Annotated in this window: 19 protein-coding genes and 1 tRNA gene; 7 read left to right on the top strand and 13 right to left on the bottom strand. The window is 38.0% G+C overall.

The genetic code is table 11. The features are described from left to right. Nucleotides 1-27: 27 nt before the first annotated feature. From PYS62_RS02980 to PYS62_RS02940, 9 genes are all read right to left on the bottom strand, one after another. The gene (locus PYS62_RS02980; protein WP_066713439.1) at nt 28-2,622 is read right to left on the bottom strand and encodes a hypothetical protein; all 2,595 of its coding nucleotides are present in this window, start codon (nt 2,620-2,622) and stop codon (nt 28-30) included. A 109-nt stretch (nt 2,623-2,731) separates the two neighbouring features. After that, complete coding sequence (locus tag PYS62_RS02975; RefSeq protein WP_066713437.1) at nt 2,732-3,784, bottom strand: hypothetical protein; 1,053 nt, start codon at nt 3,782-3,784, stop codon at nt 2,732-2,734. Between the two features lie 28 nt (nt 3,785-3,812). Then, a complete protein-coding gene (locus tag PYS62_RS02970) occupies nt 3,813-5,240 on the bottom strand; it encodes a hypothetical protein (RefSeq protein WP_066713435.1) in 1,428 nt (475 codons plus the stop codon). A gap of 10 nt (nt 5,241-5,250) precedes the next feature. Then, nucleotides 5,251-5,568 (bottom strand): hypothetical protein, encoded by a 318-nt coding sequence (locus tag PYS62_RS02965; RefSeq protein WP_066713433.1) that lies wholly within the window; start codon nt 5,566-5,568, stop codon nt 5,251-5,253. Between the two features lie 315 nt (nt 5,569-5,883). Next, nucleotides 5,884-8,346, bottom strand: a complete 2,463-nt coding sequence (gene pheT / locus PYS62_RS02960) for a phenylalanine--tRNA ligase subunit beta (protein ID WP_066713430.1) — start codon at nt 8,344-8,346, stop codon at nt 5,884-5,886. A gap of 26 nt (nt 8,347-8,372) precedes the next feature. Beyond that, complete coding sequence (locus tag PYS62_RS02955; RefSeq protein ID WP_066713428.1) at nt 8,373-9,407, bottom strand: phenylalanine--tRNA ligase subunit alpha; 1,035 nt, start codon at nt 9,405-9,407, stop codon at nt 8,373-8,375. Nucleotides 9,408-9,539: 132 nt separating this feature from the next. Further along, nucleotides 9,540-11,654 carry an acyltransferase family protein gene (locus tag PYS62_RS02950; protein WP_066713426.1) on the bottom strand — a complete coding sequence of 705 codons (2,115 nt, stop codon included), beginning with the start codon at nt 11,652-11,654 and terminating at the stop codon, nt 9,540-9,542. 27 nt (nt 11,655-11,681) lie between these two features. Further along, nucleotides 11,682-12,650 carry a prolyl aminopeptidase gene (pip, locus tag PYS62_RS02945; protein WP_066713423.1) on the bottom strand — a complete coding sequence of 323 codons (969 nt, stop codon included), beginning with the start codon at nt 12,648-12,650 and terminating at the stop codon, nt 11,682-11,684. A 14-nt stretch (nt 12,651-12,664) separates the two neighbouring features. Continuing rightward, nucleotides 12,665-14,629, bottom strand: coding sequence for a transketolase family protein (locus PYS62_RS02940; protein ID WP_082714289.1), 1,965 nt, complete (start codon nt 14,627-14,629; stop codon nt 12,665-12,667). Between the two features lie 166 nt (nt 14,630-14,795). Between PYS62_RS02940 and PYS62_RS02935 the strand changes: the two genes are divergently transcribed. Then, the gene (locus PYS62_RS02935; protein ID WP_066713420.1) at nt 14,796-15,200 is read left to right on the top strand and encodes a pyridoxamine 5'-phosphate oxidase family protein; all 405 of its coding nucleotides are present in this window, start codon (nt 14,796-14,798) and stop codon (nt 15,198-15,200) included. A gap of 66 nt (nt 15,201-15,266) precedes the next feature. On the opposite strand, the gene PYS62_RS02930 is transcribed toward PYS62_RS02935, so the two are convergent. Both PYS62_RS02930 and PYS62_RS02925 read right to left on the bottom strand, forming a co-directional pair. Further along, entirely contained in the window at nt 15,267-16,844 is a 1,578-nt protein-coding gene (locus PYS62_RS02930) for a C39 family peptidase (protein ID WP_066713417.1), read from the bottom strand. Nucleotides 16,845-16,933: 89 nt separating this feature from the next. Then, nucleotides 16,934-17,006, bottom strand: a tRNA-Thr gene (locus PYS62_RS02925). Between the two features lie 129 nt (nt 17,007-17,135). On the opposite strand from PYS62_RS02925, the gene PYS62_RS02920 reads away from it, so the two are divergent. The 5 genes from PYS62_RS02920 to PYS62_RS02900 all read left to right on the top strand — a co-directional run bounded on the left by PYS62_RS02920 (nt 17,136) and on the right by PYS62_RS02900 (nt 21,491). Continuing rightward, a complete protein-coding gene (locus PYS62_RS02920) occupies nt 17,136-18,050 on the top strand; it encodes an ATP-binding cassette domain-containing protein (RefSeq protein WP_066713415.1) in 915 nt (304 codons plus the stop codon). Between the two features lie 2 nt (nt 18,051-18,052). Beyond that, entirely contained in the window at nt 18,053-18,883 is an 831-nt protein-coding gene (locus PYS62_RS02915; protein ID WP_066713413.1) for a hypothetical protein, read from the top strand. 1 nt (nt 18,884) lies between these two features. Next, a complete protein-coding gene (locus tag PYS62_RS02910) occupies nt 18,885-19,934 on the top strand; it encodes a sensor histidine kinase (RefSeq protein ID WP_066713410.1) in 1,050 nt (349 codons plus the stop codon). A 1-nt stretch (nt 19,935) separates the two neighbouring features. Continuing rightward, nucleotides 19,936-20,607, top strand: a complete 672-nt coding sequence (locus PYS62_RS02905; RefSeq protein ID WP_066713407.1) for a response regulator transcription factor — start codon at nt 19,936-19,938, stop codon at nt 20,605-20,607. A 128-nt stretch (nt 20,608-20,735) separates the two neighbouring features. Then, complete coding sequence (locus PYS62_RS02900) at nt 20,736-21,491, top strand: Crp/Fnr family transcriptional regulator (RefSeq protein WP_066713404.1); 756 nt, start codon at nt 20,736-20,738, stop codon at nt 21,489-21,491. Nucleotides 21,492-21,588: 97 nt separating this feature from the next. Here the strand turns inward: PYS62_RS02900 and PYS62_RS02895 are convergent, their stop codons facing one another. Next, a complete protein-coding gene (locus PYS62_RS02895) occupies nt 21,589-22,461 on the bottom strand; it encodes a nitrilase-related carbon-nitrogen hydrolase (protein ID WP_066713400.1) in 873 nt (290 codons plus the stop codon). A 128-nt stretch (nt 22,462-22,589) separates the two neighbouring features. Between PYS62_RS02895 and PYS62_RS02890 the strand changes: the two genes are divergently transcribed. Further along, nucleotides 22,590-24,023, top strand: coding sequence for a C69 family dipeptidase (locus PYS62_RS02890; RefSeq protein ID WP_066713397.1), 1,434 nt, complete (start codon nt 22,590-22,592; stop codon nt 24,021-24,023). A gap of 98 nt (nt 24,024-24,121) precedes the next feature. Here PYS62_RS02890 and nagB read toward each other — a convergent pair whose 3' ends face one another. Next, entirely contained in the window at nt 24,122-24,823 is a 702-nt protein-coding gene (nagB, locus tag PYS62_RS02885) for a glucosamine-6-phosphate deaminase (protein WP_066713394.1), read from the bottom strand. Nucleotides 24,824-24,852 lie beyond the last annotated feature (29 nt).

Genomic DNA, 24,852 nt, shown 5'->3' with positions numbered 1-24,852 from the left:
CTTACACCCTGGGCTTGTATACTGTCATCATCTTCTAAACAGATGTATGCTGAACAAAGATCTGAAGCAACTCAAGCAGTTAATTGGCGAACGTTTTTCACCAGTTTTGCTAATTCGATAAGCCTTAAACATTGCTTCTTCAGATGCACCCTTAGGCTTAAGATATGTGTCGTCACCTACTTTAACTACTTCATACTTATTTTCAAGAGCTGACTGTTTTTCAGCTAACGCTTGTTCTAGTTCATCAATTGTCAATTTCTTCTTATCATCTGCCTCAGCATTGTACTTGTTGAGTAATTCAGCTACATTGTCCTTTAATTTTCCGCTTTGCCAATCTTGCATCCAATCACATTGTTTACTAATCTTTTCGCTCAAAGATTGCATGACATCAGCTTTTTCTAACAACTCAGCAGGAACAAGTATACTACCTTCCACCCCTGGATCTGCTAAGTCATTATCAATATGTAAATTAGCAATTTCAACGCCTTGATAGAAGAAGCGATAGTCACCATCAGGCAAATTATTAAGTAAAAGCTCACCATTTGAATCCGTGTAAACAGTTGTTATCTCGCCATTCGGTTCATAATAATAGTCACCCTTGATGAGCGTAAAATGTGGTTTTAGGCCATTTTGATTCAAAATTGTTAAGGCTATTTTAGCTAAAGGTTCTTTGTTGTCGGCACGCAAAAACTTCAAAAGACTACTATTCTTACTTGGTTCAATCTGCATATTCTGTTTATTGAACGTTAATTTTGGCTTTGGCTTTTTGTTTTCCAATTCCTTATGTAATTGTTCAATCAACTTATCCTTGTCCAAATCAGAATTATTTAAAGCATCTGCTTTAACTTTGGGATCATCTTGCTTGTCTTCTGGCTTTTTGTTATCTGGCTTTTTGTTATCTGACTTCTTATCATCTGATTGCTTGTCGTCTGACTTGTCATTCTTCAAATCAGGTTTATCAGACTTATCCTCTTTTTTATCAGGCAATAGAGCCTTTACCTTAATCCCATCGCTTTTACCAGCTAACCAATCCTTAGCATCAAGTAATTCATATCCTTTTGGCAAATGAAAATCAAAATCAGCTAAACCTTCTTTGCTAGCTTGACCTGTGAATACCAGCTTGCCATCTTCTGTATAAGCCTTGTAATTTTTTAGCTGCTTAGTTAAATCAGGTTGAATCATAGCCCAACTAATAACTTTTTTAACTGGAACTTCAATATCTAATTCGCCCTTAACAAGCGGCAAACTGAAATTTCCATCTGCTAATTTATATTCTTTACCAGCTTGAGTAGTTAAATAATTCAATGTTGGCTTGTCACCATACTTGCACTTTACATTTTCAGTATGAATCAACTGTTTTTTACTATCAATATAGCGAAGCTTAACTGGATATTCTAAGCGCACAACATCAACCATAACTTCTTTAGCCTGATGGTATGTCCGTCTTGCATCTTTTAGTTTATAGCCCTCAGGTATATGCAAATCTACAAGACTTTTTGCTGTTAGCATAGCCTCTTCTGTTTTTAGCACTTTAGCATTTTCATCGACATATTTGATGGTAGTTTTCATAAGCACATTATCAGTCGTAATCAAACTTGCCTTAACTACCAGTTTAACTGGAACTGTAAAATGCTTTTTGTCATCCGCATAGCTGACAGTATGTTTAGGCATAGTTTTAGCCAATTGCATTTTGTAAGCTTTGCTTGACTCAAGTTGTTCGTTCAACTTATTAGGTATTGCAAAATCTTCAACTTCACCAAATTTGTGATTGACTGCAACTGAAATTACTAACTTACCTTTGCTATCTACATAGTCTATATTGAGCGTAATTGGAAGGTTCTTTAATTTGACTGTGAAATCATCCAACTGCTTGACCAATTTTTTCCATTCTTCCTTATTCGGTCCACTTGTATGTTTCTTAGCCTCGTTAAAAGCCGTTTCTACCTCTTTAACATCAGTTAAAACTGGCTCTTTTTTAGCTAAAAGCTTTGCATGGTCTTGCTTGAATTTTTGCAAGTCAGCCAAATCTTTCGCTTTTTCAGCCTCAGCCTTCTTACGTGCTTCTTCTTTCTTTCGTTCTTCCTCGCGCCTACGTTCTTCTTCACGTCTTATCTCTTCTGGCGAAGGACCTGTACGCTTAACAGAAAAAGTGTATATCATAGAATCACTGGATCCAGACAAATAAGCTGTCTTATCCCCAATCAATTCATATCCCGATGGTAAATAAGTTAAAGTTGCTTTAATATAGCACTGCGAAACTGTCGAACCACTTAAACAAGTAGCTGAGAACGTTTCACCTGCATATACTGTTTTAACGCCACTTCCACTCATGCTTGGATATGACACTTCAATTCTAGCTCCACTAACCGTACTACCGTACTGATCAAAAACATTTACTTTGCCCGTAACTGCATATTCAGAATCGAAGCGATCATCGGCGTACCTATCTTGGCCTAAAGCCGGTCCATGAGCTGATCTTTTTCGCATGCTATGTGCGCTTCTATAGGTATTTTGTGAGCTTGCTTGTCTAGTTCGCTTAAGTGCAAGTACAGGTTCACTAATTGTCAATAGACAGCTTAAAACAACGGCACAGCCTAATTTAATATTTCTGATATTTTTCATATTTTTACCTCTTTTAATCGAATTTAGTAATAGCTAAAACTACTTACAGCTGACCATAAATTTCTTAAGCATTTTCTCCACACACAAGCTTGAAATTCATCGCCTATACTTAATCTAAATCATGGGTATCACCCCCTAAATCGTCACTCTTATCACTAGTTTCAGCTTCTGTTTGCTTATAGCGATAGCTCTTTTCATGCTTGACTATCTCATAATCAATCTGCTTATAAGCTTTTAGAATATTTTCGACCTTAGCTAATTTATCCTCTGGGCTATTTTCAGGCACTATCAGCAACAATTTGCGTGCCTTAATGTCAGTGGCCTGAATTGTTGGCCAATTAGAATTTTTGGCTTGATAACCATTAAAATTACTTAGCTGTCTAGCCAAATTGCTAATTCGCATTTCCAAATAAAACGGATCTTCTAAACTAGGATTAGTCAGATCTACACTTTTAATACTTGTCACCACGCCAGCACTATATTTGTTAATTGTTGGATAACTTTTAGGCAAATTGGCAGCATATTTCTTTTGTAACAAATCGCCTCGCTTAAAATTGCCTTCACTCCAAACAGTCTTTTCTGTTTTTTCATCACTTTGCTCATCTTTCTGCGTATAGCCATCAAATGGATAAACATTCCACAATGGTACAATTAATTTAAATTGACGTTTAACCGGCCAAAAGAACAAGTGATAGGTATAATTTGTCTCATAAGTTAAATTGTGCCTAGCCTCATTCAGTCTTACTTTCGCTTTGAAATTACTAATTAAACGAGAATTTAGGCCACTTTGTCCACAATTGATTTCTTGAAACAAATCAATATGCCGTCTAAGCAAATACTTTGCCGATAACATACCTGTTTTAACATTCAAAGCCTTTTTAGCCACTTTAGCTGGTAATTTTTGTAAGACATTGCCTAAGACCTTATCGTGTAATTTGTCATGTTCGATACTTGCTGTTGTCGCAATAATTGCTTCTAACTCTTGACAAACGACATTGCCCGCTGCGTGCCACAGTAATTCATAATTTGCCAATTGCACCATCAAAACAAGGCTCAGCAAAAACAGCAAAAAAGCTGGTAAGATCATAGCCGCCTCGATACTCAGGCTGGCTTTCTCTTTTCGTTTGGCTAAATTAATCAGATTAGACATTAACTTTTTCACAATCATCACCTTGCTTAATTGCGGACATCTAATTTTTGAGATAGGTCAATTGGGCTTGATATTGGCCTTGTTGAAAAGTCCATTTAGGCACTTGCCAATTAACTTTCGCTCTAATTTGGCAGTAAAAATCTGCTGGTAAATTGGCTTTAATTGCCTTATAAAGTTTGTTGAGTCGGTGTTTACGTGTCATTAATAATAAAAAGAGGCGAGCATAATCAAAGTAATCATGTTGAAACGTTGCAAGTTCTTTAGGTAGCACGTACGTCTTTACTAACTCATTGGGTAAAAGCCCTAAAGTGCGACCAGCTTTCAAAATTTTTAGTTCTTTAAAAGCACGTATAGCTGCTTCTACTGCGGTTAAAAACTGACATACAGCTTCGGCTGAGATAGGAATAGCAAAAATTAAACAAGCTAACTCTATTATTTTTCCAACCCCCAGAAATATGGCTTGCTGTGTTTTATTTTGTCTAACAGCTACAAATTGTAAGGCGAAGCGCAAAGCAAAAATCTCAGTCTGCACTTGTAAATAAGCAGCTTTACCATTAAACATTGACATACAAGCTTCTAGTTCATACGGATCAGCAAAACTTAAACTTTGAAAGCTTTGATTTCGGCCAGTCAAATTGGAAGATAATTTGTTGCTACTTGGCAAGGCTGTCGTTTGATTACGTACAGCAGAGCTCAAAAAAGCCAACAAATACTCGTTGATTAAAATATCATCAAGCATGGGGAGATTCAGTTTAGTTAAACTATCCATCGTCTGTTTAGCCAGATTAAATAGATTAGTAAAACTACTAATTGCTTCCGTATTCAGCATTGATTGCTCGGCTAAATTTTTGTATTCGCTATAACCATCAAAACAATAATCAAGCGCCTTCTCCAAACCCATAGCTAATAACTTTTTCCATTTTGCCTTATCCTTACCTTTAGTTTGTTGTAAGCTATCTAGCTTTCCTTTAACTAGATCAACATCTTTTCCAATTACCGTTAAAGCTTGACTGTTTGCCTGCAAACCTTTTTTAAGTTCTAAGAACCTTTGCTTAAACGTCTGCAACATAGCTAAAGGCCAGCGTGGTTTCATGTATTGCAATACTTCTGTTTGTAAAACGTCTGTCTCACTTAAGCTCTTTTCAGCCTCTACCTCAGCCTGAAAGTGATAAGTATCTGCCTGCTTCCCAACTAGAGCCAATAATTCATCTTTACCTTCAGATTGTTTATCAAAAGCCAATAGGGCATATCGTTTAAATAACGGACGTTTATAACTAGCAAGAATAGTCTTTAATTGCATATTCACAAAATCAGGTATTTGTGCCTCAAAATAACGTAAGCGACTAGCAGGTAACAAAACAGATTCTAAAGTCAGAATACCAGCCAAACATATACAAGCTAACAAACTGACACTAGCATGTTCCTTTCGTTTTCCTAGCTTCTTCAAAGCTTCCTGCCACTTACGCATACTAACCTCACTAAGCTGTCAATGCTTTAGCTGCTTTAAGTTCATCACTAATGAAATAAATCAGTTCCAGTATTTCGTTGCCACGACAATCTGAACCAATACATTTCACTTCCCGTTGACCCAAATTCTTAGCTTTAAGTCCAGCTAAATTGAGATTACGAAATTCATAATTCATTAGCTTCTCTGTATTCCTAGTTTTAGCTGTCGTCTGCAAATATGCCTGATTAAACTTATCGCTATGAGCATAAGCAACCAGACAACAACTGGCTGTTAAACACAACAAAATCAAAACTAATGGCAAAATCACCGCCGCTTCTATACTTTTCATATGTCACCTCCAGCTCTAAGTCTAATGAACTTAACGCTTGTAATTAGGCTATTTTTAATTCAAAAATTCATAAATTCCTAAAGAAAAATAGCCTTAAATTCAGGGCTATTTTCTGTTTTTTGAAACTAGCTAAAACTTTTTCAGTTAGTTGGAAAAATTAAAATTAAGCAGATAATTTCCCCAAAGTTTAGGGCTTTTAGAGGCCTAGATAGATTAATTTTGCTACGAAAAAACTGCTCCCAACTTTAACAAGTTAAAGAGCAGCTTCAAATCCTTAAATATTGCTAATAAAACATTACTAAATAAGTTATTTAGTTAGTTGGTGCTAGCTGAACGCAAACTGTAGCCAGCTGTCTTAGCAGCCTCGACCATTTCTTTGACATTGTCGCTAACATCAGCTTCTGTTAATGTGCGATCTGGATGACGATATGTCAAGTTGAAAGCAACAGACTTTTTATCAGTGGCAATTTGTTCACCTTGATAAACATCGAAGATCGTAATTTGTTCCAAATTAGCATTAGCCTTATGTTTTAGAATATTCAATAAATTCTCAACAGACTCTGTCTTATCCATCTCAAAAGCCAAATCTAGACTATAGGCTGGGAAACGACTAATCTTCTTTTGCTTACGCACAAATGTTGCCTCAGCAAAAATTGGCGCTAACTTAATTTGTAAAACAGCTACCTCGCCCTTAATATCGTATGTTTTCAAAAGTTGCTTATCGACATACGCAATTTGGCCTAATTCAGTCTGATCCAAATAAACTGTGGCGCTACGATATGGATGATAAACAGGCAAATCAGAAAGAACATTATAGCTCAAACGCTCTGCCTTTATGCCAAGCACAGCTGTCAATTCCTGTAAGAGATTCTTTAACTCATAGAAGAGATTACCACTCTTAGCTTGTTTATCATTAGCAAAAATAGTAGCTAACAAGCGTGTTTCATAAGTTGGCAAGCCACTTTCATCCTTAATATCGAAATAGCAATTACCAACTTCAAACAGTTTGCCATGATCATTAAATTGCGTAACGTTGTTGCTAATAACTCTTAGGCAAGCTGGCAACAAATCTGTACGCAAGCTTGAAGTTTCAACAGCAGCATTAGCAATTTTAACTTGGGCCAAAGTCTTTTCATCTTGGAAGCCTAATTTAGCAAATGTATTAGGTGCTTCAAAACTCAAAGTGATCATTTCAGAGAAACCAAGTGCAACACAGCTATCTTTAATTAAGCGTTCATAGCTCTGTCTAGGTGTATAAGCACCTGCTAATGAATCATGTGGCATAGTAGATGGAATATTATCATAGCCAAAGAAACGAGCTACTTCTTCTGCATAGTCCGCCATACCCTCTAAGTCACAGCGCCAATTTGGTGGCGTAACTTGCATGGTATCAGCTGAAACTAACTTAACTTCGCAGCCAAGTTTAGTAAAGATGTCCTGCATAAACTCACTGTCGACATCTGTTCCCAAGAACTTGTTGATTTTATCAGCTGTAAACACGCTTGCAGGCAGGCTAAAGGCTTGCTCAGGCACACTCATTGTTTCACTGACTACTTCACCAGCTTGTAACTGTTCAACTAATTCCAAAGCTCTAGCTAAACCACGTTTTGCCAAATCTGGATCAACAGCTTTGTCGTAACGACTGGAAGCTTCAGAACGCAAGTGCAATTTAGCAGCTTGTCTTCTAACAACTTCTGGCACAAAGTTAGCAGATTCAAAGAAAATCGTAGTTGTGTCATCTTTAATCTCTGAATTTTCGCCACCCATAACACCAGCTAAGGCTACCGCCTTGCAAGCATCGCTAATTACAAGCATCTCTTCACTCAATGTACGCTCTACACCATCAAGTGTCTTCAACTTTTCGTTAGCTTTGGCATGGCGAATGACAATCTCAGAGCCAGCTAAATCGCGTAGGTCAAAGGCATGCATTGGTTGCCCAAGTTCCAACATAACATAGTTCGTAATATCAACAATATTGTTAATTGGATGCAAGCCTAAAGCTAGCAACCTTCTCCTAAGCCAAAGTGGTGACTCAGCTATTTTCACATTTTTAACCACACGGCCAAAATAGCGCAAGCAAGCATCTGGTGCCTCATTCGTCACTTTGATATAATTGCTGCTCTTATCGGTTAAATCGCCAACTATTTCATGATATGGAAGTGGCAAAAAGTAATTGTGCAAAGTCAAAGCTGTTTCACGTGCCAAGCCTTCAACTGAAAGGCAATCAGGACGATTAGATGTAATTTCAAAATCTAAAACCTCATCGCCTAAGCCCATATAGTCTTGTAATTTGATGCCTAACTCTGTGCTATCAGCTAAAATCCAAATCCCATCTTCACTAGCTTCTGGATAATTCTTAGTTGTATAACCAGTTTCAGCTACGCTGCAGAACATACCTTGTGAAGGAACGCCACGCAACTTAGCGGCCTTAATAGCTGTACCATCAGCTAATTTTGCTCCGATAATAGCAACTGGCACCTTCGCACCAACAAAAACATTCTTAGCAGCCGTCACAATTTGTAAACAAGCTTCTTCATCCAAAGCTGGACACAACTCTTTACTTAGCGAGCCCATATTTACACGACAAATTTGCAAATGATCAGAATTTGTATGTGGCTCAATTTTCGTAATTTGGCCAACATAAACACCTGAAAATTCAGAGCCTGTCACAGCAGTTGTTTCTACTTTTGTACCTGTACGGGTCAATTTGTCTGCCAATGTTGCTAAATCAACATCAACATCCGTGAAATCACGTAACCATTCAATACTTACTTTCATTTTTCTACCCTAACCTCAAGCTCTAATTATTTGAATTGTGCTAAGAAGCGCAAATTGTTCTCTGAGAAATAACGAATATCAGCAATGTCATAATGGGCCATACAAACACGCTCAGCACCGATACCGAAAGCAAATCCGCTATATACATCAGGATCAATCCCACAATTTTTGAGGACTTTAGGATGCACCATACCAGCGCCCAAAACTTCCACGAAGCCTTCACCTTTACAAGTTGGGCAACCTGAGCCATGGCACTTCCAACAAGTCACGTCTACTTCACAAGATGGCTCTGTGAATGGGAAATGGTGCGGACGCAAGCGAATTTCAGTATTTGCGCCAAACAAAGCCTTGGCCATGTATTTCAATGTACCAACTAAGTCACTCATGCGAATTCCCTTATCAACAACCAAGCCTTCAACTTGATGGAAAACTGGTGAGTGAGTCGCATCAGCTGTATCTGGTCGATAAACCTTACCTGGGCAAATAATATAGATAGGTGGTTTTCGATTCTGCATCACACGGATTTGGACTGGTGATGTCTGTGTACGCAAACAAATTTTATCATTCAGATAAAAAGTATCGCTAAACTCTCTCGATGGATGGCCTTCAGGAATATTTAAGAGATCAAAATTGTTTTTGACCCATTCAATTTCTGGTCCCTCTGCTATCTCATAGCCTAAGCCGATAAAAATATGTTCCATATCTTGAATCGTCTTGGTGATTGGGTGCAAAGTACCTAATTCTGTGCCTTTGGCTGGCAAGTTAATATCGATCTGTTCAGATGCCTGTTTAGCTCTATGTGCAGCTTGCTCTAATTTGTCTTTTAAGGCAACAAAATCACTTTCAAGCTTCGTCTTCAATTCATTGATAGCTTGTCCATATTGTGGTCTTAATTCAGCTACCACTGAACCCAAACCCTTTTGCAATTGTTTAATATCGCCATTCTTGCCAAAGAAGGCCAAGCGCAAGGTTTCCAAGGCTGCCGTATCATGCACTTCTGCAGCTTGAGCAAAGTACTTAGCAGCAATTACTTCTAACTTGCTTAAATCAATCTGTTCCATATTCCACCTTTGTTTGCTAAAATGCCTATATTATACGTCACTAGAAATTTTACTGCAAAAATTTCCCCTTAAAATAAAATTCTACCGATTATCTAAGTGCAGACAGTTTTCGTTAAGCCAAGCAATTATAAGTTAATGCTTAAACGTAGCTTCCACTAAGCTTTTACAAATTAAATGCATATACAGCTCGCAGCCTGCTGCTGATGGATGGATACTATCAGCTTCAAAATAAGTGTAGTTCCCCTTTGCATACTTATGCCAATCAATTAGATAACAATCTGCATGTTCAGAAACAAACTTTTTCAACAAATTATTATTCTCTGTTTCTTGATCAATCCAAGGCAAGACAACAGTTGCTAAGAATAGAGGCTTTTTGTCAGCTTGCGCTAATTTGTACAAAGCTTCCACTTCTTCAACTTGAATAATGCCATTGGTGCCAAACAAGGCAATTACAGCATCACCTAATTTGCCATCAGCTTTGGCTTGCTCATAAACATTAGCCGCTTCAACCATGCGTCTAACTGACTTCACATCGAGTTCAGCATTCGGCAAATAATATGAAACGAAGAAGCTCAAAAATATTCCGATTGAATCGCCAAGGATCGTATATTTATTCAAGCGCAAATTTTCAAAATCCATCAGATTAAACTCTAAGCTTGGGTCATTTTGCATGATAGTCAGCATCTTTTGCTCAAATTGAGCTAAATACTGGCGATCTTCTTCTGACTTAACATTGTCAGTCAGAGGTAATTTGGCTGGATCTATTTGTGCATTTGAAAATTTACTCTTAGTTGCGCTAATTTTAGGTACACTCGACTCGCCTACCGAAACTGTTATATGCGCTTGTTGTTCATAGTTAGTAATCTTGTCGGCAATTGCATCTAATTCTGCCTGTTTAGCCTTGCCCAAACTTTCGTATGGTAAAAGCAACAGAATAACAGCTAAAAGTAAACTTGCAACTTTCAGATAAACTTGTTTAATATTTTTTTGCCAAGCTGAAGTTAAGCGATAACTTGCATAACTGACAAGTGTGCTGAGTGCTAATGAAACAAAATCAAACAGCCAAACGGGCCACGTTAAATTAGCACTAGCTTTCGCTAAGATAGCTTGAATAGGAAAATGCCAGAGATAAAAGTGATACGAAAATACAGTTAATTTGGCTAAAATTGGGCCATATTGCATGCGCCATGTCGCCCTGCTACTTGAATCAATCTGAACCATCTGTTTAGAAACAGCTTGTAAATTAGCATACATCTCTAAATTCATCGTCGCTACAATAAAGGCCACTAAAGCTACGTTATACAACAAGCTCTGCCAAATATAAAACTGTTTTAAATTCAGCTTAACGTATGGTAAAGCTATCAACAAAACGCCGCTTATAATACATATGAGACGTGCGACTAATGGTGAAAAGTTAAAGCAAGTTTTGGCCTGTTCATAGTAACGTTGATCATGACTGTAAATGTAACTATACAATAAGCGCTTCAATCGATATTCTTGCACAGTTAAAATACTAGCTAAGAAAAGGCCACTAAAGAATGGCATGCTCCGACAAAAACTAGCAAAATAAGCCCGTTCCTGTAAGCTTGGCAGCAACGCCACCACCCAAAGTAAAGCTTGACTTAAGGCAGCCAAAATCAAACAGATTCTCCGAAATTTCCACTTAGCAAGTTTTTGATAGAGCGGAATAAAGATGAAGAATAACAATACATAATACTGCCACTCAACACTCAAAGCCCAGATATGCGTAAATACTGCTAAGAAGCCAGCACCTCTGAAATAAGATTTACCTTGAATTAATTGTTGGAAGTTGTTGATGCCGAGTAATGAAGCGCGCAAGGTAGCCGCCTGCTTAGCTAAATAGGCTGGATAAAAAATAAATAGAACTAAAGTCAATATGAAAACCAAGCTGACAAAAGGCAGATACAGCTTAGCCATTTGTTTAGCAAAAATGTGCAAACGTGTGCCCAAACTTTCATCACATTCTTGATAACTAATCTTACGTTCAGGCTGCCGTAAGCTAAGGTCAAGATACGAGGCATAACGCCGCCATATGTAGGCTCTAAATAGTAAATATGCCGAGAGAACGAAGAATGTCAAAACAGCTAAATATCCTGATGATAATAACCTAGCATTCTGATGAAAAATACTAACTTGTAAAAGAGCTACTATTCTTAAAACATCAAGCAACACTAGACGCGGCAGTTTTCTCAAACTAGTCAAACTAGCACTTTGCTCCCCAAGCATACTGTTCCTTCCCTATGTTTAGTCAAACTAATTTAACTTAAGTTCATCCATGATTTGCACAAGGCATTCTCTAGTTTCTTTTTCAGACGAACTATGGCCAGCCTGTGTAAACCACAATTTGGATTTAGGCAATTGTGTATGTAAAGTGTAAGCGCCAGATGGCCGGCAATCTATATCATAGCGGCCATGCACAATATAAGTTGGAATATGTTCTATTTTCTCGACATTATGCAAAATATATTGATCATCAGTCGCACCAAATAAATTCCAGAACATCTTATTGACAAAATAATGACACTCTAACAATGCTAACGCTACCTGCTCAGGGCTCGTCACATCAGCTTCATTAGGTAAAGTTGTAATCTTTCTTTCCAAGCAAACGACTGAAGCTTCCCAATTGCTCCAACGCTTAGCAGCAATTGCTTTCAGTGTCTCATCATTGCCTGTGAAAATCTTATAATAAGCAGCCACCAAATCACCACGCTCACGTGGTGGAATCAAGTCACGATAATAGCTAAACTGCTCAGGATAATAATAAGATGCACCCGCTTGATTCAACCAGTAAATATCATCCATGCGACCCAAAAAGATGCCACGTAAAACAAGTGACATACAAGTCTCAGGATAATTAATGGCGTAAGTGAGGGCCAATGTTGTGCCAAATGAACCACCAAACACATGCCAACGCTCAATCTTTAAGTGCCTACGAATTTTCTCAATATCATGAACAAGCTCATACAAATTGTTATCCTTAAGCTCAGCGAAGGGGCGACTCTTGCCGCACCCACGCTGATCAAATAAGATAACGCGATAATAAGCTGGATCGAAGAACCTAGCTGAATCTTCGCCTATACAACCACCTGGTCCACCATGTAGATAAACTACTGGAATACCATTAGGATTGCCTCGTTCTTCAACATACAATTCATGCATATCAGATACGCGTAGATAAAAGCTGTTGTTTATCGGCGTATTAACATAAACATTGTGTCCCATTACGCTATTTCCTTTTATTTTGTAAGCATATGTTCTTTGGCGTATGCAACCAAATCAGCACTTGTCAGCTTATAAGTTTTTTGCAACCAATCTTGTGTACCAACTTGGCCAAATTCATCATTAACACCGTATTTCTTAAACTTACATGCAATGCTATTTTCAGCCAGATAAGCAGCCACTGCATCACCTAAGCCACCGATAACATTGTGATTTTCCACAGTCATAATTGCCTTGGACTCTTTAGTAGCTGTCAAAATAGCTTCAACATCTAATGGCTTCAATGTCCACATATCAATTACGCCAACAGAGTAGCCTTCTTTCTCCAAATCCAAAGCTGCCTGATAAGCTTCTCCAACCATCAAGCCACAAGCAATCAAGGTTAAATCTGTACCTTTCTTGAGGACATTAGCCTTGCCAATGACAAATTGTGAATCATCACTGTAAATACGTTTGAAAGCTTTACGTGTACCACGGAAATAAGTCAAACCTGGATGATCCTTTGTCAATTTCATAACTTGCTTAAACAAAGTACCATCAGAAATATCCAAAACCGTGGCATGTGGAATAGCTCTGTACAAAGCCAAATCTTCAAATGGCATATGTGTACCGCCGTTATAAGCTGCGCAAACACCTTCATCAGAGCCAAAGATACGCACTGAATTGCCAGCATATGCTACAGAAATAAAGGCATGATCATAGCAACGACGTGAAGCAAATGGGCCAAATGTATGACAATATGGCTTATAACCAACCACACTTAAACCTGCTGCTACACCAATCATGTTAGCTTCACAAATACCGCATTCAACTACATTTTCTGGATGAGCTTGCCAGAATTTGTAAGCACCTGAAGAATTGATTAAGTCAGCGTCTAAGTAAATGATCTTATCATCAACTTCACGTAATTCTTCTAAGCTGTGCAAGAAATTCTCTTTGTTCTGAACATGATTCTCGCCATTGTAAGCAACTTCAAACTTAGGCTCGCCACTAATTTTGCCTGGTTTGACGTACATTCTATCTTGAATCTTTGCCAAATAAGCTTGACAGAATTCAGCACTATTTGCCTCTTTTTCAGGAACAACGCCTGAAACTTCGGACTTCTCATCAGCATACTTCTTTAATTCAGCTTGTACATTAGCTAACTCAGCTTCCAATCTTACACAAGCTTGTTTTGCTTCATCTTGCTTAACTTGTACATGGTGATTGAGTTTCAAAGCTTCCAACTCTGCATAGCCCTTACCTTTAATTGTATGTAAGACTAAGCAATGTGGCTGTGTATTGCCATGCTTATTTGTCTCTTCAGCAGCTTGCATGTTTTCTGAAATGGCCTGAACGTCATTACCATCTAATACATCTTGAACTTGCCAATCAAAAGACTTGAATTGTTCAGCAAAATTATGATGGCACAAAATTTCATCTGTATCACCATCAAGTTGTTTATCATTCTTATCAACTAACAAATAGAAGTTGTTCAATTGATGTTGGGCTGCAAACATAATTGCTTCCCAGCATGAACCTTCATCAAGTTCACCATCGCCAACTACGCAATAAACTTTCTGTTGACTACCTTGACGTTTAAGTCCCAGGGCCATACCTGCTGCTGCACAAATACCTTGACCTAATGAACCAGCTGTCATATCTACGCCTGGTGTCTTTGTCCGGTCACAATGGCTTGGCAAATTGCTGCCGCCTTGATTCAATGTATGTAACCAGCTACGTGGGAAGAAGCCCTTCAAAGCTAAAGTAGCATAAACTGCTGGGCCGGCGTGACCTTTACTCATTACTAAGTAATCACGACCTGACCAATCAGGCTCCTTGTAGCGTACGTGCATCTTTTCACCGTATAAAACAGCCAACGTATCTACAATAGATAAGCTACCACTTAAGTGACCAAAACCTAAGTACATAATCTCATCCATCAATGCTAAGCGAATCTGCAAAGCTAGTTCTTTTAGTTCCAAAATCTTTTTCGTACTCATGCTGTACCTCTTAAATGCTCTAGTCCGTTAAGTATAGCGCAAAAATAAGTGCTACTCAAAATTTCCTAAATGTGTTTAAGGACATATTTTCATGCAAAGTTACCAGATCAGGCCTGATTTAATCACGATTTTCCAGTATAATGATAAGCAATCAAGGAGGTATGAAATGGCTAATTTTACTGATGCTATGAAAGAGATGATTAAAGAGCAATTGTGCATGATTGCAACATGTTCAGGTGAAGGTTTACCAAATATTGGTCCTAAGCGTTCTGGTCGTCTTTATAGCGATAATCAAATTATTTGGAATGAAAATACTAATAAGCAAATTATCAAGGATATTCGCGCTGGCAGCAAGGTAGCTATTGCCGTAGTTGATCGTGCCAAAGTTAAAGGTTTCCGCTTTGTTGGAACTTGCGAAATCTTTGAAGAAGGTACAAAGCCTTTTGCTGACTGTGTTGAAGCAGCTCCAGGTTTGAAGATGGGTAAACCAAAGTTGGCTGTTGTCTTCACTTGTGAAAAGATTTATCTTTTGGATTCAGGCGCTCATGCCGGTGAATTGATTGCTGAATAAAAATTAACCCAATCTACGTATACACTAAGGTCCACCAAAAAGTGGACCTTTTTCAATACAGCTTCTTTACTTTCCAATCGCCCAACAGGCCTTTGCATTTTGCTTTTGTAATAACTCAATCGGCCAAACTTGACTTGTATGATAAGGACTAACTGGATCATAGATAATGAAATTGCCCTCATCTGTGTAACCAATAATTGCAATATAATGACCACCGGCTGTGAAATTGCCTTGTCCAACATTCAGGACAATCGCGTTATTGTTATCTATCGCTGCCTTGAAATTATTAGCCAAAACTGGAATTCCTACAGCTTGAAAACCATATTTCGCTGCTGCAAGCAGTATAAAGCTCGTATCTGTACCGCCATGATTCATATTGGACTCATTCGATAGTAACGCTAGCTTGTCTGGTAAAATTGTTGCATCATTCGTAAGATAACCAAGCACACTAGCCATACAAGTAACTCCACAACCATAAGTCCCAATCACGCTACCTGCATAAGGCTTGTAGCCCCAGCGTTCATCCCATTGTTTATAATAAGGAGCTTGTAAAACTTTGCCGGCTGGTAACTTATAATTACCCAAGCTACTTGCACCTGTTTTGCTCGTAGCTGTCGCTTGCTTCAATTCTGAATTGGCTGGCAATTGTAAATATTTGTACACGAAATCAAATGCCTCGTTTTTAGCAGCCAAACGTAACATACTAGGAGCTAACTTGCCTTCTTCCTCAGCGTCAATCAATTCAGCTACTCGTTTATCATTTTCACCTAAGATAGCTAAATTGTGACGCACATTTTCCTCTTCTGGCTGCAAGTTAAGATTAAGCATACGTGAAATTTGCTCATCTGATAAATTAATGGCACCTTGGAAGTTCTCACTTCCACCTATACTTGCTGCTTGTTGGGGAGCTTGTTGTACTTCTGAATTATCTAATGTTTCAGCTACCTTACTGATATTAGGCACGGAATTATTTGTTTTAGTTTTTTTAGCTGCATTAGTTAAATTACTAGCAGCTGGTTTATTCTTGCCTCGCTGATGGTCAAATAAACTAAATGAATTTTTAGTTGTAGTACGTTTAGGCATCATCCTACGATAAATTAGCAAAAAGAGCATACTTAAAGCAATTAAGCCAAGCAAGCTGAATACGCCTACGCGACTACGTCTTTTCTTAGGGCGTATAGGAGCTTGCTTATAATTTTTTACCTCTACATAACGTGGTTCTTCTGCATACCTTGGTTCTTCTGCGTAGCGTGTTTGTTCTGCATAGCGTGGATCTTCAGCGTAGCGCAAATTCTCATCATACTGCGTAGTTTTTGCATATTGAGCATAATTAGGCTGCCTCTCATAATTATCCTCAAAATAAGACTCTCTTTCATAAGGTAGATTGTTATTTGTCGGCAAATTGTATGGATTAGCTGTATAATTCGGACCTGCTTGATATGTTTCTTCAAGCATATCATCGTCCACGTAGTCTTCCCCATACAAACTACCAATTAACGGGCGTCTTGTTCGCTTTCTGTTAACTCTCGGTTGTTCAGATTCAACATAGTAATCAGCTTCATAAGTTGCCCCTTGGCCTGGCTTATCAAATTGATCATATAACTGATTATTATAATCGCGCTGAAAATTATACTGTCTATCCATCCATACCTCCTTTTTAGGGTAAAACCTTTTATTTTTGTCATTATACACTGTTAGATGTTGAAAATTATCTAAAATTTGGTAAAGAAAAGAGCCTCCAACCAGGATCGAACTGGTGACCTCATCCTTACCATGGATGCGCTCTACCTACTGAGCTATGGAGGCAACACGCAAACTATACCAAAAAGGCACCCTCGATGCAAGCTCAAATTAAAGCAAAAAACAGCTAGGCAAATTATAACTTTTTTAATACTTAAGGAGCGAACACCGCTTAAAATGAATATGGAGGTCAAAATGCAAGCGAAACTACTATCTGTAAAAAATATTTGCAAAACATTTATAGCAAAGGGTCGCGTCTTGGATGGACTAGACCTTACAGTTGAATCTGGCACGATTCAGGCATTAATTGGTGTAAACGGCGTTGGCAAGAGTACGCTCTGCAAAATCATCATCGGTTTATATCAGGCGGATAGCGGCACAATTAGCCTGTTTGGCCAAATGGAGAAAGAAGCTTTGCAAATAGCACGCCAGCAGATAGCTTATCAAGGTAGCGATTTGTTAAATCAAGCTTTGACAGTTCGGCAAAATCTTGATCTAGTCTGTCAACTTCAACGGATCGATAAAGCAAATTGGTCTGAACTAGCTTCTTATTTTGATATAATCACCCACCTAGATACCAATGTTAACAAACTTTCAAAAGGTATTAAGCAACGTATACTTTTGATTATGACTTTTATGGCAGATAAAGCGCTTTATATTTTGGATGAACCTTTTATCAACTTAGATGCAATTAGTACCCATAAGTTGATAGAGCTCATCAAGAAGCGCCAATTAGAGAAACAGCAAAGTTTTATCATCTGCTCTCATAACCTGTACTTACTAAATCAGTTAGCAGATAACTTCGCCTTTCTTCAGCATGGCAAAATTAAGCAAAACTTGAACCGAAATGAACTAAACAATTTAAGTAACATGACATTTCAGCTATCGACTACCAACAACAAAGAAGCGCTATCCTTACTAAGCAAGTTGCCTGATTTAAGAAATTTACGTTTTGATGATGAAGAAGGTATCACTTTTAACTGCGCCACTAAGCTCGATTACGTTAAACTTAACAAGTTGCTCTATACCAACAATGTGTATATAGAAAAACTTGGCCAAGATAAGCTCAGTATTGATCAATACGTGTATGAGTTAAACAAGGAGGTTTAGATATGTTTAATCTAATCAATTTTCTCCATACTACGTTCTGGAAAAACAAGGCAAAACAATTTTCGCTGCTCGTAATTTTAGTATGTGTCCTTTTGCTTTCTGGCATGGTCAATTCCTGTTTTTCTTATAGCACTTCTGAACCTATCAATCTAAAGAATTCCATTTTGAGCGAAATAGTCTTCAGACATGAATGGGACATGTTTTACATCCTTGACACCCTGACAGCTGAAGTTATCCCGATTTTTGAGCTACTATACATAGGAGCTTTTCTCTTCTGCCATTTTTATCGCCAAAATCAAGTCACGCTCTGTATCAACAGTGCTTACAAACGAACAGAAATTTTCTTGAGTCTTTATCTATATGCTTGCTTATTAGCTAGCACCCTCATTTGCTTATATGCATTAATTTTTGCAGCCGCGTATACACCAGTTTTTGGAGCATTTGCTAATCCCGCCTACTACAAAATCTTATTGATTGCCTGTATCGAATGTTGTTATCTCAATTGGCTCTATATAGCGCTTTTGCTACTTTTCGTAATAATCTTAAAAGGCAATTATCTCAGTTTGTTATTTGCTAGCAGTATTTACTTTCTAGGTATATTTCTACCACTAGATACATATAGAAGTAATTTTTATGCATTCAGTCTTAAAAGCAAATTGCCATTCATCTTCCTCTACCTACCTCGGGAAATAATTCACCCATTTTCTGATGAAATTCATAATATTGTCCGCACAGAATTATTCTGGACATTAAATGATTACTTACTCATCTTGGTTTATCTTGTCGTAATTTTGGCCTTGGCATATCATATATTCAAAAAGCAGGATATTTAATATGTTTTATTTCTATTTAGCAAGTATAATTTTTACAATTCTCAGTGTATGTGGCCTAGCTTTATATACATATGAAAATAAACATCTGCATGAATTTCTGCATAATTTGGAGCTCTTATTCAATAATGACAATTTGGCTTGGCAAAGCCAAATAAACTTTTGGATGCCAGCGCATAGAGAACTTGAGCAAAAAATTCAAGCTTATCACAAGCGGACTGAAAAATTACGAAAAGACCATATTCAGGCTTTACAGGAAGAGAAAAATTTAATTGCGTCCATCGCACATGATTTTCAAACTCCACTCACCACTATGCTTGGCACAATCGAACTATTAGAAAAAGAGAATTTGACAAACGTAAAACTTTCAACAGGTCAAACCTTAACCGACGAACTCAATTTAATTAAGGAGCGCACAATTAGTTTAAGCTCTCAAGTTAAGAGTTTTTATCTTTATTCTTTGATTGACAGCGGCGATAAAGCCCCAAACATCACAGAATTTAGCCTATTTGACTTAGTTGCCAATGAAATTGCAGCTAGAGCTAGCGAAATTGAGCAACGCTTTGCTAATCATGTACAGATTGATTTAGATGAAGATCTCCCTCAAATTAAGCAAGACAAATTAAGCTGTCAGCGCATTGTCGCCAATTTGTTGAAAAACTGTCTGGAACACGGCGAAGAGGAACTTAAAATCAGCCTCAAAAGTAGTTTTGCTAAACAAATTTTGACTTTTAGTAATGTTTGGTATAACCCTGGTATCAGCGATTTGAGTTTGATCTGTCAACGTAGTTATCGCATAGATAGCGCCCGCAGCCAAGTTTCAACCAATCCCCACGCTGGCTTAGGTATGAGCATCGTACATGATTTAGCTGAAAGTTTAAATATTAAACTGACAATTTACGAAAAGCCCTATGAAACTACTAAGGTCATTGCTGAAAATGAAGCATCTCAAACAAATTCTAAAAAATTACTCATCACAGGCCATAAGGCCAGATTATATCTCACGCTAACTTTTACGGATTATGCAAGTACAAAAAGAAAGGATCAACTCTGATATGAATTTTTTGATCGTCGAAGATGATTTTTCCATTAACAATATCCTTAAATCAATCGTAGATGGCCTAAAAGAAACTTACACAAATATCAACTGTGCATGTTGTTATACCGGTAGTGAAGCTAAGAATTACATTACCAATAAGCCTGTTGATATTGTATTGCTTGACTTGATGCTGCCTTTTGTGAGCGGCGAAGAACTTTTAGCCCTCTGTCAGAGCAAAAAAATTGCTGTATTAGTTATCACGGCTAAAAATGATGTCAATACATTAGTTGATGTTTTGGCTAAAGGCGCTGGTGACTATATTGCAAAGCCATTTCATCGCGAGGAAGTTATCGCCCGCTTACGGAAATTAATTGAGCAACGCTTCCCTGAAAAGCAGCAAATTTTAGTTTTCGATAATCTTGAGCTTAATCCATACACTCAAACTGTAACTGTCAATCAGCAGGCTTTGAAACTGACAAAGATTGAATTTAAAATTTTGGCCTTATTTGTAAAAGAGCCTATGCGTGTATTTACCAAGCAGCAAATTTATGCTTTTGTTTGGGGTGATGATTTCATGCAGGAGCAAACTTTGACTGTTCACCTCTCACATTTACGCAATAAATTGCGCAATGCTGGTTTTAATGATTGCATAAAAGTTATTTGGGGTGTTGGTTGGCGCCTACGCTAATTGCCCCAAAAATTAAGCCCTTTGCCTACCTCAAGCAGTAATGCCACTACTTATGGTATTTCAATTTGTCTTCTTGTCAAGAAGTTACTATATATGGTAATCTATTAGACAGAAAGTGAGTTACGGCTATGAATCAATTTTCAAATCGGCAGTCTTCGAAATACCGTTTACCGAAATCTGCCCCTTTACTTATTCCTGTACGCGGTGGTGGACTGGTCAACGCCGAAAAAATCGCCATTTTACGTGACCTATCTGAAGCAGATCAAAATGCTTTAGCTAAAGAAATTGATATTTTCAGTCTGAATAAAGGTGACTATTGTTTTAGAAGTGGCGATGATGCTAATGTCTTTTATATTTTAATTGACGGACGTTGCAAAATTTACAGCTATACCTCCGATGGACGTGAGCAGATTCTCTATATTTATACGGCTGGTGATTTTATCGGTGGTCTTAACTTATTAAAAGATCACAATTATCTCTACACTGGCCAAGCAGTTGAAAATTGTTTAGTCGCAGCTATCGGCAAATCCAGTTTTATGAAATATTGTTATGACCAGCCATCTATCTTGCGCTTGATCATCGACAAATGCTATGACCGTATCAGATGGGCAGAAAACTTGATTAATTGCCTAGTTTCTAGCTCTGCTGATGCCAAGGTGGCTAGTGTTTTGTTGCGTTTGAGTGAATCTTATGGTGAAAAAACTGAGCGTGGAACAGTTTTGCATTTAACAATCAATCGTGAAGAGATGGGTTCTTACGCTGGCTTAGCCAGAGAGACAATGAGCCGTAAACTTAATCAATTCTCAGATGAAGGTTTGATTGAATTTGTCGGACCAAAGTCAATTTGTATTAAAGATGAAGAAAAATTAAAGCGTATGATCTAATTTATGGGAAACAAAAGTTAATCTACATATTAAAAGCAGCTCCTAAGGCTGCTTTTCTTGTCTTAATTTGAATTAACTATTTTCGTTAAATTAACAACTAAAGTTCAACTGGCAAAATACCCATCTCGCCTATTTTTAATTCTAAAGGAAACTTACGCCCAATATAGGCCAAAGCTCCGCCTTTAACATAGGTATCTTGATAACAGCCATTAACAATTAACAGTGGACAATCTAAGCGCTCGGAAATAGCTGGCCAGACTTTATGTTTGTGTTCGTCATATTCTTTCTCAGTCAAAGCCAAAGCATCTGGGCAAAGCACGATGTCTGGTTCCAAACTGGCAGCCGCTTCAATTAAGCTCTCTTGCACCAAATCCTGACCAATTAAAATAAGTACTCGTTTGCCAGCAAAAAAAGAGCATTGTAAGGCATCGCCCTGGCTGAAATTGGCCTGCAAAGGATGTTCAGAATCTATCGCATCATTTTGCTCTAATTCAGCTAACAACTCCTTTTGCTCAGCTTCTTCGAACAATAAATCATTCAAAGCAAGTTGGTCCAAATTAACTTTTTCGCTGTTTGTATTGTCAGCCCCTTGATTACCTGCAGTTTCGCCCCAATGACTACTCAATTGGCGCTGGATGCTCCGAATTTTGCCCTCACGATTGACAATCATAAAGCTGTCATAAATTGCATTGGCATCATCTTTTTCATAAAAGCCAAACGCCACGCCCAAGCAATATTTGGCACAGAAAGAACGCAGCTTATTAATTAACTTGCTATCTTGGCGTATGGCAATTCGATTAGCTGTATTAGCATCATCCGAAATTGCGTAAATTCCCTGAAGATAAGCTTGTGGGAAGACTAAAAGGTCATAAGCATTCTTAACTTGTTGCTGCATAATAAGTTCCATCTGCTTAAGCGCCTGAAATGGTTGCTTAACTAATGTCGGACAAACTACTAAACCTATCTTCATCTAGCTGGCTCTCTTTCTTCTAGCTTTGTTCATTGTACCACGCTTTATAAACATGAGTATTTGCATCCAACCATAATCGCTTTTGCGTTATACTATATATGTTTAAGTATTGCAAAGGAGATTTTTCTATGACAAATTCCCGTAGTTCATGTACTACTTTAATCGTTGGTAAAAAAGCTAGTATTGATGGCAGCATTATGATTGCTCGTAATGAAGACCATCACGATACAATCGATCCGAAAATTTTTGTTGTTCAACAAGCAAGTGATGTAGCTAATCGCACCTATCATTCAGTACATACTGGTGTTACAGTTGACCTACCAAGTAAGGCTATGCGTTGCACCTATGTGCCACAAGCTGACCCATCTGTCGAAGGTGAATATGGTCAAGCAAGTTGGAACTCAGATAATGTTAGCATCAGTGCTACTGAGAGTGTGTATGGCAATCCACGCGTTTTAGCTTATGATCCACTTGTTGAAGATGGTATAGCTGAAGATGCCCTCAATCATATCGTGGCTCCTTTCATTCATTCGGCTCGTGAAGGCGTAGAGTTCTTAGGCAAGTTGATTGAAAAATACGGTTCTGCCGAGGGTAACGGCATTTTGTTCGCTGATAAAGATGAAGCTTGGTATATGGAAATTCCATGTGGCCACCACTATGTAGCTGTCCGTATTCCTGATGATTGCTACGCAGTTGCTCCTAACCAGGTTTCAATCGAAGATATTGATTTCAATGATCCAGCTAATTACATTTGGTCAACTGGTATTCAAGAGTTCGTCAACGAACACAAATTGAATCCAGATCGTGAAGGGTTTGTTTTCAGACACATCTTCGGTACTTCCAATGTTAAGGATCGTGTTTACAACACACCACGTGCTTGGTTCATTCATACTTACCTCGATGAAGAGTTCTATGACGAGCCAACTTCCCCATATCTGCCTTTCATCAACAAAGCAGATAGACTCTTAAGTGTTGAGGATGTCGCTTATTGCTTAAGTTCTCACTACAATGAAACAGAATTCGATCCTATCGGTCATATGGGTACTGAAGCTAGCCGCAAGCGTTTCCGTGCTATCTCCTTGTCTCGTACACAAGAATCACATATCATGCAAATTCAACCTGAAATTACAAACGGTTCACAAGCAATTCAGTGGTTATCATTTGCTACAAACGCTTTCACACCTTATGTGCCATTCTTTGCAAATGTCAATGACACACCAAAAGCTTATCAGTACTCCCCTAACAAGTTGGATACAAATTCAGCTTATTGGTTGTTTAAGCTCTTAAGCTACGTTGTAGAGAGCCATTATGATACATTTGCAGATAAGGACAACGCTTATCTTTACGAGATGCAAAGCTATTCTAGGAAGCGTATTGCCGAGGTTAGAAAAGCCGTAACTGAGCAAAAATTAACAGGTGGAGCTTTGACAAATTATTTGACAGAAGCTAACCAAGTTACAGCTGATTATGTCTTAACAAAGACACGCAATCTCTTAACAGACTTATTGCAACAGAGTCTCAGCTTCTCCAAGATGAGCTTCACGATGGATAAGAATCTTTAATTAGACTCTATTTTAGCTAATTAAAAATCCACTAGTTTGCATAAAAAAAGGCCACTATGTTCAAAGAATATAGTGGCTATTATTTTGGCTTAACTAACTTAGAGCAAGCTAGCTGCTTCCTCATCAATAATGATTGTAACGTTAGGATGTTTCTGTAAAGCACTAGCTGGTACTTCTTCCGTCACTTCACCAGATAATAAGCGCTTAATAATTGGAGCTTTGGCTTTACCATAAGCTAACAAGATGATCTGTTTGCTTTGCAAAATGGACTTAATACCCATCGTGAGAGCTTTAGTTGGCACTTCAGAAATATCATTAAAGAAGCGTTTGTTAGCTTGAATTGTAGACTCAGTTAAATTAGTCACATGCGTCAATGAGTCAAACGAAGTTCCTGGCTCATTAAACCCAATATGACCATTCACACCAATGCCTAGAATTTGCACATCGATCGTATGAGCTTGTAAAAGTTGTTCATAGCGCTCAACTTCAGCTTCCAAATCCTTAGCCAAACCATTTTCAATATAAGTAGCTTTAAATGGCTTAAATTTGAATAAATGTTCCTGCATGAAATAATGATAACTTTGCTCATTATCAGCGGCTAACCCGACATATTCATCAAGATTGAAAGCTAACATATTGGAGAAATCCAAATCACTGTTCACCATCTCTTGATACAAAGTTTCAGGCGAACTGCCTGTTGCCAAACCTAAAACTTGAGCCCCAGCTTCTATGGCCTGCTTAATCAACTTAAAAGCAGCCTGACCACCTGCAACTTGATCTTTTACTTTAATAACGTTCATCTAAAGTCACCTCGAATAATTTTTTCAGC

The organism is Amygdalobacter nucleatus, assembly GCF_029167365.1.
Classification (GTDB): Bacteria; Bacillota; Clostridia; order Saccharofermentanales; family Fastidiosipilaceae; genus Amygdalobacter; species Amygdalobacter nucleatus.
This window is presented reverse-complemented; position numbering and strand designations above follow the sequence as displayed.